Origin of the sequence: Bacillus sp. DE0042 (assembly GCF_007680225.1) — a bacterium.
Taxonomy (GTDB): Bacteria; Bacillota; Bacilli; order Bacillales; family Bacillaceae_G; genus Bacillus_A; species Bacillus_A wiedmannii.
On the sequence record NZ_VEJP01000001.1, the window covers coordinates 1,305,606 to 1,317,977 of the forward strand.

At 34.7% G+C, this 12,372-nt stretch carries 15 protein-coding genes; 1 reads left to right on the forward strand and 14 read right to left on the reverse strand.

Going from position 1 to position 12,372, the window contains the following annotated elements; translation table 11 throughout:
* Positions 1-130: 130 nt before the first annotated feature.
* Positions 131-808 carry a (d)CMP kinase gene (gene cmk, locus FS802_RS06420; RefSeq protein ID WP_000361267.1) on the reverse strand — a complete coding sequence of 226 codons (678 nt, stop codon included), beginning with the start codon at positions 806-808 and terminating at the stop codon, positions 131-133.
* A gap of 128 nt (positions 809-936) precedes the next feature.
* The gene (locus FS802_RS30965; protein WP_000738044.1) at positions 937-1,110 is read right to left on the reverse strand and encodes a YpfB family protein; all 174 of its coding nucleotides are present in this window, start codon (positions 1,108-1,110) and stop codon (positions 937-939) included.
* 180 nt (positions 1,111-1,290) lie between these two features.
* Between FS802_RS30965 and ansA the strand changes: the two genes are divergently transcribed.
* Positions 1,291-2,265, forward strand: a complete 975-nt coding sequence (ansA, locus tag FS802_RS06425) for an asparaginase (protein ID WP_081339349.1) — start codon at positions 1,291-1,293, stop codon at positions 2,263-2,265.
* Between the two features lie 36 nt (positions 2,266-2,301).
* Here the strand turns inward: ansA and FS802_RS06430 are convergent, their stop codons facing one another.
* From FS802_RS06430 to FS802_RS06485, 12 genes are all read right to left on the reverse strand, one after another.
* The gene (locus FS802_RS06430) at positions 2,302-3,282 is read right to left on the reverse strand and encodes a YpdA family putative bacillithiol disulfide reductase (RefSeq protein WP_001168481.1); all 981 of its coding nucleotides are present in this window, start codon (positions 3,280-3,282) and stop codon (positions 2,302-2,304) included.
* Positions 3,283-3,391: 109 nt separating this feature from the next.
* Entirely contained in the window at positions 3,392-3,922 is a 531-nt protein-coding gene (locus FS802_RS06435) for a peptidoglycan recognition protein family protein (protein ID WP_144524923.1), read from the reverse strand.
* 79 nt (positions 3,923-4,001) lie between these two features.
* Positions 4,002-4,238, reverse strand: coding sequence for a DUF3961 domain-containing protein (locus FS802_RS06440; protein ID WP_001983018.1), 237 nt, complete (start codon positions 4,236-4,238; stop codon positions 4,002-4,004).
* 88 nt (positions 4,239-4,326) lie between these two features.
* Positions 4,327-4,536, reverse strand: a complete 210-nt coding sequence (locus FS802_RS06445; RefSeq protein WP_088057694.1) for a hypothetical protein — start codon at positions 4,534-4,536, stop codon at positions 4,327-4,329.
* 78 nt (positions 4,537-4,614) lie between these two features.
* Positions 4,615-5,901, reverse strand: a complete 1,287-nt coding sequence (gene gudB / locus FS802_RS06450) for an NAD-specific glutamate dehydrogenase (protein ID WP_000225171.1) — start codon at positions 5,899-5,901, stop codon at positions 4,615-4,617.
* Positions 5,902-6,252: 351 nt separating this feature from the next.
* The gene (locus FS802_RS06455; RefSeq protein ID WP_001235391.1) at positions 6,253-6,861 is read right to left on the reverse strand and encodes a genetic competence negative regulator; all 609 of its coding nucleotides are present in this window, start codon (positions 6,859-6,861) and stop codon (positions 6,253-6,255) included.
* Between the two features lie 77 nt (positions 6,862-6,938).
* On the reverse strand, positions 6,939-7,814 hold the full coding sequence (locus FS802_RS06460; RefSeq protein WP_001142645.1) for a MerR family transcriptional regulator: 876 nt from the start codon (positions 7,812-7,814) through the stop codon (positions 6,939-6,941).
* Positions 7,814-8,590 (reverse strand): metallophosphoesterase, encoded by a 777-nt coding sequence (locus FS802_RS06465; protein WP_000637807.1) that lies wholly within the window; start codon positions 8,588-8,590, stop codon positions 7,814-7,816. The genes FS802_RS06460 and FS802_RS06465 overlap by 1 nt, the downstream gene beginning before the upstream one ends.
* A 58-nt stretch (positions 8,591-8,648) precedes the next feature.
* Positions 8,649-9,128, reverse strand: coding sequence for a LysM peptidoglycan-binding domain-containing protein (locus FS802_RS06470; RefSeq protein WP_001231546.1), 480 nt, complete (start codon positions 9,126-9,128; stop codon positions 8,649-8,651).
* Between the two features lie 22 nt (positions 9,129-9,150).
* Positions 9,151-9,714 (reverse strand): CPBP family intramembrane glutamic endopeptidase, encoded by a 564-nt coding sequence (locus tag FS802_RS06475; protein ID WP_001025763.1) that lies wholly within the window; start codon positions 9,712-9,714, stop codon positions 9,151-9,153.
* Positions 9,714-11,243 (reverse strand): RecQ family ATP-dependent DNA helicase, encoded by a 1,530-nt coding sequence (locus FS802_RS06480; protein WP_000763006.1) that lies wholly within the window; start codon positions 11,241-11,243, stop codon positions 9,714-9,716. The genes FS802_RS06475 and FS802_RS06480 overlap by 1 nt, the downstream gene beginning before the upstream one ends.
* On the reverse strand, positions 11,233-12,294 hold the full coding sequence (locus FS802_RS06485; protein WP_098653868.1) for a YpbB family protein: 1,062 nt from the start codon (positions 12,292-12,294) through the stop codon (positions 11,233-11,235). The genes FS802_RS06480 and FS802_RS06485 overlap by 11 nt, the downstream gene beginning before the upstream one ends.
* Between the last annotated feature and the right edge of the window lie 78 nt (positions 12,295-12,372).

Sequence of the window (12,372 nt, forward strand, 5' to 3'; positions counted from 1 at the left end):
TTCTGAAAGTTTTATCCTTCTTTTACTAACTTCTTACAAATTCGATCATTTGTCAAGGAAAGAGACTCACAATTCACGCATCCTTTACATTTCTATATAAACAAAAAAAGAAAGAGGTTATCCCCTTTCTTTATTTCGCAAACACTCCTGAAACAATACTCATAATTTTTTGGACAACTTCTTCAATTGATAAAGAAGTTGTATCTAATTCCAATGCATCATCAGCTTTCTTTAGAGGAGAAACTTCGCGTTCTGAATCTAATTTATCACGCTGAGCAATTTCTTTTTTTAACTGCTCTAAATTAGAATCGAAACCTTTATTTATATTTTCTAAATGTCTTCTTTCTGCTCTTTCTTCAACAGAAGCAAGCATAAAGATCTTCACTTCAGCATCTGGTAACACATGTGTACCAATATCACGGCCATCCATTACAACGCCGCCTTTTTCCGCTAACTCTTGTTGACGACGTACCATTTCTTCACGAACAAGGCGATGTTTCGCCACAATAGATACTCGATTCGTCACCTCAGGTGTACGAATTACTTCAGAAACATCTTGTCCATTTAAAAATACAAGTTGTGTATTTTCTCCTTGCTGAAACTCAATATTTACATTCTTTACAACTTCCATTAACTTCTCTTCATTTTCAATGTCCACTTTTCGTTCAAGGGCTGCATATGTAATCGTGCGGTACATTGCGCCTGTATCAATATAAACGTAAGAAAGTTTCTTCGCCACAACTTTTGCAACCGTACTTTTTCCAGCAGCTGCTGGACCATCTATAGCAATTGAAATTCGTTTATCCATTGTAACACCTCATTTTTTCACTTATAAAACAAAACGAAAAGCAGGTATTCTCCTGCTTCTTCTCATTTGCTTCACGTCATTAAATCCTCAATTATTGTAGCATAATCCTTCATAGAAGAAAATGAAAACTACCTATTCACCTGTAAGATTTCTGCTTTGTTTTTTACCATGACACCTTCATAATAAACAATTTTAGATAAATATTTCACTGATGACTTATGTATAAATAACAATTGCACAACAGAAAGACAAATGAATTGTATTATTAATATACGAATAAAAATTTTCTCCATCTTTTTCAATGTAATTGCTCCCTCCTATCCTATATTTACACATTTCGTTTCGTGATTTTATACATCGTATATATAGCAGCTAACTTTATTGTCATTTTCGAGGCATACTTTTATACATTTCCATTGTCGAATTTACTCAAAACATGTTATGTTCTAAATGTATTTTTCAACTTGAAAGGGGTATAAACATTGAAAAGAATCCTAGTTTTACACACAGGTGGAACAATTGCAATGGAGGAAGATAAAGAAACTGGGGTCGTACAACCAGGTGAAAAAAATCCTCTTTTAAAATTTATTCCTGATTTAGAAGGCGATGTTGATTTAATCGTTGAAGATGTGTTCCATCTACCATCTCCTCATATGACACCGAGCGAAATGTTACAATTACAAGTCATCATTGATGAAAGAGTAAAACAAGACAACATTCATGGCGTAGTCATTACGCATGGTACGGATACATTAGAAGAAACAGCCTATTTCTTAGATTTAACAGTGCACGCAACTATTCCAATCGTTGTAACAGGTGCAATGCGTTCTAGTAATGAATTAGGTGCTGATGGTCTATATAACTTCTTATCGGCTGTAAAAGTAGCTAGCTGTAGTGAAGCTGCTGAAAAAGGTGTTCTAGTCGTATTAAACGACGAAATTCATTGCGCTACAAATGTAACGAAAACACATACAAGTAACGTGGCAACATTCCAGAGTCCACAGTATGGACCAATTGGTATGGTAACAAAGCGGGGCGTTGTATTCCATCACGCTTTAGTACATCATGAAACATATTCAGTAAATAAGGTTTCTAAAAACGTAGTCGTTCTAAAAGCATACGCTGGTATGGACGATACATTGTTAGCAGCAATTGAAAACCTTCCAGTAGACGGGATTGTTATTGAAGCACTTGGACAAGGTAATTTACCTCCAAGAACACTTCCTAGTCTAGAACGATTAATCAACAAAGGAATTCCTGTCGTATTAGTTTCTCGCTGTTTCAACGGCATCGTGCAAGATGTATATTCATATGAAGGTGGCGGCAAACAATTAAAAGATATGGGTATTGTCTTCACATACGGTTTAAACGCTCAAAAAGCACGTATTAAATTATTAGTTGCATTAGAGAATACAAATTCTCATGAAACAATCCAAAATATGTTTATGCACAATTAAAAAGAAGCTGTCGAAGTTTATTTCGACAGCTTCTTTTTATATTTCCCTTGACGCAATGGTTTGCGCAATCGCATCCCCATGAAATCGACCGTTCTCAATAAATATTTCATTCGCATTATTTCCAGCAGCAATTACGCCTGCAATGAAAATATGTTCAGCGTTCGTTTCCATTGTATCCTCTGCATAAATCGGACGTCCTGTTTCTTCATCAATCCGAACACCCATCTTCGTTAAGAAACTATGATCAGGATGGTAACCAGTCATCGCAAATACAAAATCATTTTGGATTGTATATGCCTCATCATCGACTGTAAACGTTAATGTATGTTCAGTAATTTCTTTCACGTGAGCCCTGAAATGCATTTGAATTGTGCCACTTCGTACTAACGCCTCAAACTCCGGCAAAATCCACGGCTTAATGCTTGGTGAATACTCACTTCCGCGATATAAAACCGTTACACGTGCACCGGTTTTAACAAGTTCTAACGCAGCATCTATACTCGAGTTTTTCCCACCTATAACTACTACATCTCGATCAAAATAAGGATGTCCCTCTTTAAAATAGTGAGCTACTTTCTTCAGTTCCTCGCCGGGAACATTCATATAATTTGGATTGTCATAATATCCAGTTGCTACAACAACATATTTCGCTATATATATTTCTGTACTTCCGTCACCCTTTGTTGTCTCAACATGAAAAACTTCTCCATCTTTTTGTACTTTCTCCACTCGCTCAAAAGCATTTACACGTACAGATTTACGTTTTACTACTTCCCGATAATACGCAAGCGCTTGATTTCGAACTGGCTTACGATTTTCTGTAATAAAAGCTACATCACCAATTTCTAATTTTTCACTAGAAGAGAAAAATGTTTGATGAGTTGGATAATTATAAATCGCATTTACAATGTTTCCTTTTTCAATTACTAACGGATTTATCCCTACCTTTTGCAACGAAATTGCTGCTGCTAATCCGCACGGACCGCCTCCAATTATGATAGCTGTTTCTTTCTGCATACTCAGCTCACTCCTAGTCTTTTACCAATACGCTATTTATAAAAACAAGAAAAAACCTACTTACAGCAGTAGGCACCTATCTTTATTGTATTCATTTTTCATATATTTGTCATCTAAACGAAACGTACATCCGATAGACATCTGCTAAAAACTGCTGAAATTTAATACCTTGTTTCCCTAATACATTTTCAGGATCAATCTTTCTAGCTGGGTCAAGTGTTTTATGTGATACGATATCTTTCTTCGGATTCAAGCCGAAGTTTTGACATAAATACGCATGATACCACGTAAAACGGGTATATGCTTCCCAAAAGTTAATATCACCGCCATAACAAAGTTCCACTCCAATGGCAGCCTTATTAGCATCATAACCATATAAGTCATTATCTGTCGGCACACCATATCGAACGTGATAGGCAACTTCATTTATAGGAACTATTTCCAATATTGTTTTATCATCTATAAATGTATGTGCCGAAGCTTTCGGTTGTATTTCATTAAAATAATCCCGATTCCCTATCGCATTGCTACCAGGGTTCCCCGTATCATGACTTACAATAAACCTTACTTTAGAAAGAGGAATTCCCGGTCGTGAACTTCCATACCCAATATAGTTACGCTCTATAGGAAACATCGCCATTACTACCAACTCCCACTTCAGAAGATTACCTTACTTCTTTATATATGTATTCGGTAGCAATGTCCTTATCGCATATTTCTTACGCGAAGAGAAAATCGAAAATATTTGATGTGAATACCATAAATAATAAAATACTTACAGCAACTCCATAAAAACCGTAAAACCAAACACAATCTTCTTTCGTATCTAAACCGAAAAATTTATTTACAGATTGTAATAATGTGCCGCGCTTACTTTGTTTGTTTCTTAATACTTCCACTCGTTCTACAACATCTGCTGGCATCATAAATCTTTGGTCTACTGTCATTTTCATCATTTATCTCTCCTTAAAATCATTTCCGTTTTGTTTATCTAAGGAAAGTATAGCACGTTTGTTCGTGCAGAACAAGCGTTCTTTTTTGTTTTTATTTTTCAACAATCCAAGTAAGAATTGAGATTACAAAAGCGATAATCGGCCCTACTACAACTGCGCCAAATATTAAAAACAGTAGTCCTTCTCCGAACATCCGAACGTTACTTGTTTTTCGGGCTTCCATCGTTCTTGAGAGTTCTCCCTCTAACCTCTTAACCTTTTCTTCTAATTGTTCTACTCGTTCCATCATTTCATTTTCCATATACAACACCTCACACTAATACTTCAACAAAAAAACGTGATTCCCTCGAAAGGAATCACGTTTTTTCACGATATAATATTATACCCAACCTCTGAAGCGACTTGCTTCAGCCATTTTACGAACACCGACCATATACGCAGCTAAGCGCATGTTCACTTTACGAACTTGTGCTGTTTCATAAATAGAATCAAATGATCTTACCATTACTTTTTCTAAACGTTGTTCTACTTCTTCTTCAGTCCAGTAGTAACCTTGGTTATTTTGTACCCACTCAAAGTAAGATACTGTCACACCTCCAGCACTTGCTAATACGTCTGGAACAAGTAAAATTCCGCGATCTGTTAAAATTTTAGTTGCTTCTAATGTTGTTGGACCATTTGCAGCTTCAACAACGATTTTCGCTTTAATATTATTAGCATTTTCTTCTGTAATTTGGTTCTCAATTGCAGCTGGAACTAAAATGTCGCAATCAAGTTCTAACAATTCTTTGTTTGAAATTGTATTATTAAATAGTTTTGTTACTGTACCGAAGCTATCACGACGGTCTAATAAATAATCAATATCTAATCCGTTTGGATCATGCAATGCACCGTAAGCATCCGAGATCGCAATAACTTTCGCGCCTGCATCATGCATAAATTTAGCTAAGAAGCTACCAGCATTACCGAATCCTTGAACAACAACGCGTGCACCTTTAATATCAATGTCGCGTTTTTTTGCAGCTTCGCGAATACAAATTGTTACACCTTTCGCCGTTGCTGTTTCACGTCCATGTGATCCACCTAATACAAGTGGCTTACCTGTAATAAATCCTGGTGAATTAAATTCATCAATACGGCTATATTCATCCATCATCCATGCCATGATTTGAGAGTTTGTGAATACATCTGGAGCTGGAATATCTTTCGTCGGTCCTACGATTTGGCTAATTGCTCGTACATAACCGCGGCTTAATCTTTCTAACTCACGGAATGACATTTCACGTGGGTCACAGATAATTCCACCTTTACCTCCACCGTATGGTAAATCAACAATACCACATTTTAAACTCATCCAGATTGAAAGTGCTTTCACTTCATTTTCTGTTACATTCGGATGGAAGCGAATTCCACCTTTCGTTGGACCAACAGCATCATTATGTTGTGCACGATATCCTGTAAATATTTTAACAGTCCCGTCATCCATACGAACTGGTATTTTCACTGTCATCATACGAATTGGTTCTTTTAATAATTCATATACTTCGTTTGGATAACCCAATTTTTCTAATGCTTCACTAATAACAATTTGTGTCGAATTCAATAGTTCAAAATGTTGTTCCCTTTGTTGTTGTGTTTTTGTTTGAGTTCCCTTTTCGGCTACCATAGTAAGTAAACCCCCTGTAATTTCACTTGTTTAGTAAACCTTCATTGCCTAGTATACACCGTTAAATTTGGAATGCAATAGAAAACGCTAACAAATATATACAAACTTTTTCCCGTTGCAAGCGTTTTCACTATCATTATAGTCCTTTTATTGCTTTTAGAAAAGTAAAATACTTAAATATTTAAATATTTTTTATTTTACTTATATATAACAACTTAAGAAGATATTTTTAAGTATAGTAAAGAGCGCCCAAATATTTATGATTCCCGCTATACCATTAATCGTTTTGATATTTTCAGACCAACATTTTAGGTTTCTCCAAATAAAAAACAAAACCTTAGCTTTATTATATTAGCTAAGGTTTTGTTTTTTCACAAAGTAATTGTGTATTTGTTCAATTGCTTGAGAAGCCATTAATTCTTTACCATACTCCATTAGACGATAAATAGTTGCTGTAGACGGATTACCATATTCCGCTAAAATAGCTATAAAATCTGCCTTCAGTAATTGAACTTGCTCCTCTTCTTCCATCCAAAGATAGAAACGCCCATCCCACGTATATAGTTTTCCGCCAGTTACATCAAGGTTATATAAACGATTCGACAGGTTAATTACGTCATCTAGTGTAGCAAACTCATAAAGTATATGCTCGCTTTCATCTAGAGTCACTTGCATTTCAATAAACTCGTCACGGAACTCATCATCTGTATCCACATCTTGATGTTCTTTCGTTACAATTACGACCATTCCTTGCGCTTGTAGAGAAAATACTTCAACTGCAATCGGGCCATCCGCTTCAAACCCTAGTTCCTTATTTGCTTCTTGCATCATATCACGAAATAATTGCTGTACTTTCGGTGCATTTCTCCACAAATCTTCTTTCGTTAACCCTCGTTCAGATAAATCATCAAATGTTAAGAAAATTTTTATCTTATTGTAATTTAATCGTTCCAGCCTCATCTCATACCCTCCCTACGTAACCAATGAATATAATTTTTATTATATGAAATAGAAAATAGATGGTTCTTTTCGAACAACTATTCTAACATTTTTAACCAATCATCCCATTCTTCTTTCGTATCACCAATTAGGCATGTTTGAATGTTCAACTGATCTCGAGCACCTATTTCTCCTATAAATCCAACAGAAAGTTTCTCACTTTTTTCTTGCAACAAACTCATGTCTTTCATCGCGTTCTTAAGTTCTCGTTCCTCATCAAAAGAGACTACTACATATGTAGGTTGTATTTGCTCAACAGCTAACAAAATACCATCTTCCGCTAAGCTTGACCTAATATATATCACCTCATATCCTTTTAAGCGTAAATACGTTGAGAAAACAAACCCTTTCAACATATTATTTTCTAACACGACAACTTTGTGTATAGAAGAAAATGATGATGCATTATGATACACCATTCCTAGACGAGTTTGTAAAAATGATACGACATATTGGAATTGCACCATTGTAACTTCATTATTATTTTTTAACGTTAACAATTTATTTGACACTTGAAGAACAATACTTGCTATGACTTTTTCTGTTGCATAAATACTGAAAGCCTCGTTTAACAATGCAGAAGTTGTAATTTCATCAAATTTTAACAAAGCTTGCAGTAAATCGTCCACTAAAACAACTTCTCTATCGTAATGTATTTCTTTTTGAACATTACTCTGCAAACGATTCCCTTCTAATAATTGAACTGCTTGTCCAATCATCATGCCGGAAGAAACCTTGTCCATTAACCATTTCAAAATTTGAATATGCTCTTCTGTATATAATCGATGCCCCGCATGATTCCGCTTTGGGGCAATAATTTGATATCGTCTTTCCCATGCACGAAGCGTACTCGGCTGAATTCCAATTATATTCGAAACAGCTTTTATGTTATATTTCCCGTTTAGAGTTGGCATCATTTCCCTCCGCACAACGTAATAATATGTGTTTGAGCAGGTGCTCGGAAGCGAAGTGGAATCAACGTTGTTCCATATCCATTACTAACAAAAAGAGTCATATTTGAATGCTTATATACGCCACCTTTTAAATATTTTTTAGATGGGAATAATCGAATCTGTCCTCCATGTGTATGTCCACTTAACACAAGTGAAATTTGTTCTTTTCCAGACATTTTATTTATTATATCAGGGTTATGGCTAATTAATATGCGAAAACCATCTTCTTTGCAATCAGCCAACGCTAAATCTAAACGATCACGCTTCAAACCAACATCATCTACACCGAGTAAACAAATTTTTTCTCCTAGTTCAGACTCAAATACAACTCTTGTATTATCTAAAACTTTCACATTATTTTCTAATAAAAAAGCATCTAATTCATGATATTCAATCTCATAATCATTATTTCCCCACACAAAATATACAGGAGCTATCGCTCTTAACTTTTGTATATTTGCAGAAATTTTCGATAAAGGGACGCCTCTTTCCGCTAAATCACCGCCAATAATTACAAGGTCTACTTTTCCTTTTACTTGTTCAATTAATGAACTTGAAATGACCCTTCTATGAATATCAGAAATAAAAAACACCTTTACTTTTTGAAAACTTTTCGGAAATTCTTCAAAAAGTAAAGTATGTTCTAACACAGTATTACGCATCGCTTCTGTATACATTACAAGAAGAAATATAATACCAATACATATGAGAGCACTTAATAAGATAATCCATATCATATATTTTTTACTCCCTTCCTCATAAAGATAATCCTCCGTTTTTATAGTAGGTATGTTACTAGCTATCCTGCTTTGCGGACTTATCTTTTATCGGAATTTTTATTTCTTGACCTACATTCACTTCATCTTCTTGTAAATCATTATACTTTTTAATCACTTCAATCCCAGTTTCATCTGAAAAATATTGCTTCGCTATACTTTCTAAAGTTTCTCCTTCTTTTACCGTATGCGTTACTACTTTCTCAGATGTTGCCTCAGACTCAGATTTAGCTGAATCAAAGAAAATGACCTCAAACGCACTTTTCCCAGCGTTATTACCATCACTTTTCACCTGAATATATTTATCTGTATACCATAAGATACTAATTGGTAGTAATATGAATAGAAATGTTAAAACTCGGACGAAAATATGATTCATTTTAAACTTTTCTTTTTTCTCTTTATTTCTATGAATTTCACTACGCGGCGGCAAACTTTCTTTTTCTTCCACTCGCTCAACTTCTAATTCCTCTTCGAAATCAGGAATTCGTTTTCTCATGTTGTTCACCACCACCTTCCATTTATTTTCTTAATTGGAGTCCCATTATAAAATCAACAAGAAAGTGTGCAAAGATTGTTATAAACAAATTTCCTGTCCATTCAAATACATAACCAAAGACAAAACTAATGAAACAGACGAAACAAAACAAAAATGGCTTTGTTATATACCGAATATGTAACACTGCAAATACTAAACTCGCTATTACAATTCCAAAGTGCGTCTGCACTACACCTCTAAATAAAAATTCTTCTGCAAAGCCGATAATGAACGTAATAACGAGTAGGTGCATAACTGACATTCCTTGAAACATCTTATCGTTAATACCACCATCATCAAACCAAGACTCTGGAAATACTCGCATTGCAACATAATCTAATAACACAATACCAATCGCCAACAAGCCACCTATTATAAGTATAGACACCGGTTCCCACTTCCACAGACTATACACCGATTTTATATCTCGGAATAATATATATGCTAGTAAACAACCGATACCGATAATAATGAACTGTGTGATATACAGATTCAGCCTTATTTCTTTCGGACTCATATCTTCAATATTATGCCTTTGAATGTTCATCATTCCCCCATCTTTTCTAGACCGAAAAGCTTTTGTAACTCTGTTTCCCAATTATAGTCGAAATCCGATTGTTGCGCTTGTCTTTTTTTATAATCTGTTTTTGTAATACCACAATAGTCACAGCAATTTTTCAACTCGTTCTCTTTTCTATAACCGAACTGTTGTAACAAATATTCACGCCTACATTCTTTCCCTTGTATCCACGATTTCATGTTTTCTAGCTCACTATATTTATTACGTAGCCTTATTTCTACTTCAGCTATTAATCTGTTCATAATTTCATCTGACAAGCTCTCTAATTTTAATTTTCGCTGTTGTATGATTCCAAGCTGTTCAAGATGATAGCGGATGAAACGCCAATATTGTTCATTAAATCTTGCTGCATTATAACAAATTTCTTCTACCTCTTCTATTGGTAATTCTTTCGTTTGAAACATTCTTTCTTGTAGTAAAGAGAATAAAAATTGTATTTGCGACTGACTTGGCAATTCATCTTCAATTATTGAAATTGGCAAATCGTGATCTAACGGACTACATAGTAAGATAGCTATACTCGGTTCACCATCTCTTCCAGCTCTTCCGATTTCTTGTAAATAGGAAGCTATATTAGTCGGATAATGAAAATGAATAATATAGCTCGTATTCGACTTATTTACTCCCATACCAAAAGCACTTGTACATATTACAAGCTGCAACTGGTCATTCATAAACTGCTGTTGAATTAACATACGCTCTTCATGTTCCATACCACCATGATAAAAAGCGACACCAGTCACGCCTTTTCCTCTTAAATACTCCGTTAAACGTTCTGTCCACGCTCTGCTTGAACAATATACAATCCCTGGCCCTTGTAAATACATCACCTGGTCCAAAAGCGCTTCTTTCTTCTCTTCTATCGTCTCCACAAATTGTACTTCCATCGCAATATTTGGACGATCAATAGAGTATACATGCTGCGTCACTTTCTTCAAATCTAAACTCTCTGCTATATCTCGGAGTACATCTTTTGTCGCTGTTGCCGTTAATGCTAGCACCGTAGGAGACCCGATATTTTCAATGACTACATTTAGTTTTTTATAGTCTGGCCTAAAATCATAACCCCATTGTGAAATACAATGAGCCTCATCTACAACAAATAATGAAATATGAACTTTCTTCAATTCTCTTATTAACACTTCCGACTGCAACATCTCTGGTGAAACAAAAATAAATTTATATGAAGCTAATTTTTTCATCGCTTCTCTTTTTTCATGTAATGTCCGAAAACTATTAAATGCTATTACTCGGTTTTTCACAACATACTTTAATTGTGTAACTTGATCTTCCATCAAAGATAATAATGGTGATACAACAAGCACGGTCCCTTCTTGCATTAGCCCTGTAAGTTGATAGCACATAGACTTCCCTCTTCCAGTCGGGAGCATTGCTATAACATCTTTTCCTTCTAATAAATCTGTAATTACCCCTTTTTGCCCTGTACGAAATTCAGAATATCCAAACCATCTATATAAATATTCCTCAAGCTTCATTTATACCCTCCATCCGCGCCAATACAAGACGAACTTCAAAATAAGAGATACCCTCTCCAACCGCTTGTTTCAACTCACGCAACTTACGTGTTTGTAATGCCTCAATTACTTTTGTTACTTTATCTATTTTGTCTTTTTCCATAAACATCTCGATTGAAAACTCTTTTTCCCGCAAAGCAATTTCAACAAAATGATCTTCTATCGTTGCAACTTTTAAATTTCTAATTGTCGCTATTTCATCTAAAGAGCGTCCTTGTCTCCAAAAATTATATGTTTTTTTCGTTGATAAACTAAATAATTCAGCTCTCTCATTTGGATAAGAGATAATCTCAGCTAATAGCGGAAATTCATTTTCTTTATCGTGAACTTCTTGTATAAAGAAGTGAATTGTACCCCAAAATAAAAAATACACCCGGAATATATCTTGTTTCGTAATTTCCGCTAATTGCTGCAATGTACAACCGATACGTTCATATCCTGTTAATCTATATGTTACAATCGTTGCTTCTACCACATCACCTTTTCCTAAAAGATTATGTATTTCTTTCCATAATATTTTAGCCAATTCACTTCGCCTATATGGTATACCTGTTAAAAAACGTTTTACCCACATCATTATTTCTGTATCTTGTTGAATGGGAATAAACTTCGTATTATTCTGTTGTAAATTAGATATAGTTTGAATAATTAATGATAATCGTTTCCAAAATGTTTCACCTAATTCACCATAGTGTAAACCATGTAAATGCGTGGGAAAAGCATACATTTCCTCCCATGTATGTAACTGCATTTTACCTTTAGATGTTAACAAATATGTATTTTCATGTATTTCTCGAATCAAATCTGCTTGCAACAACTTTGCAACTTCACGATCATAATCTGTTCTATTTAACGATTTATATATTCCAAACAAAAATGAAATTCGGAACATATTTCCATCTTGTAACGTTTGCGAAGATCGTTTTCCTTTTAATAAATAATAAATAGAAGAAACGGTCCTTTCACCATTCAATTGTTTTAAACAATACAATAAAGTATATTGTAGTTGCATTACCGCTTCCACCTTTCAATCTAGCTTAATTACTTTTTAGTATGATTGCACCATTCTATGTTACTCATTAAACTTATC